Origin of the sequence: Stenotrophomonas maltophilia group sp. RNC7 (assembly GCF_030910085.1) — a bacterium.
GTDB lineage: Bacteria > Pseudomonadota > Gammaproteobacteria > Xanthomonadales > Xanthomonadaceae > Stenotrophomonas > Stenotrophomonas sepilia.
In genome coordinates this window covers 1-329 of the sequence record NZ_JAVFVN010000646.1, presented here as the reverse complement: position 1 = coordinate 329, position 329 = coordinate 1, and the positions used below count along the sequence as shown (strand labels likewise).

The window sequence follows — 329 nt, the reverse complement described above, 5'->3', positions numbered from 1 at the left end:
ATGGCTGATCAGGACGTCATCCGTGAGTTTCTGGTCAGCCTGGGCTGGAAGATCGACGATAAGGGCGAGCGCCGGTTTGTTGAAACGGTCGAAAAGTCCACCAAGCGCGTCATTGCCTTGGGTACGGCTGCAACCGCTGCTGCGGCGGCTGTTGTTGCAGCTACTGCGAAGATGGCTGCGGGCATGGAGGAGATCTACTACGCCTCCCAGCGCACCAAGACATCGTCGCAGAACATCCTGGCTTTGGGCTTTGCCGCTGGCCAGGCTGGGTCTTCAGCCAATGCCCTGCGTGGATCGCTAGAGAACTTGTCCCGGCTGATGCGATCCAC

Annotated in this window: 1 protein-coding gene; it reads left to right on the top strand. The window is 59.6% G+C overall.

Annotated elements, in window-relative coordinates; genetic code table 11:
• The coding region (locus RCF13_RS12820) for a hypothetical protein (protein WP_308141240.1) at nucleotides 1-329 on the top strand (329 nt) is incomplete at both ends.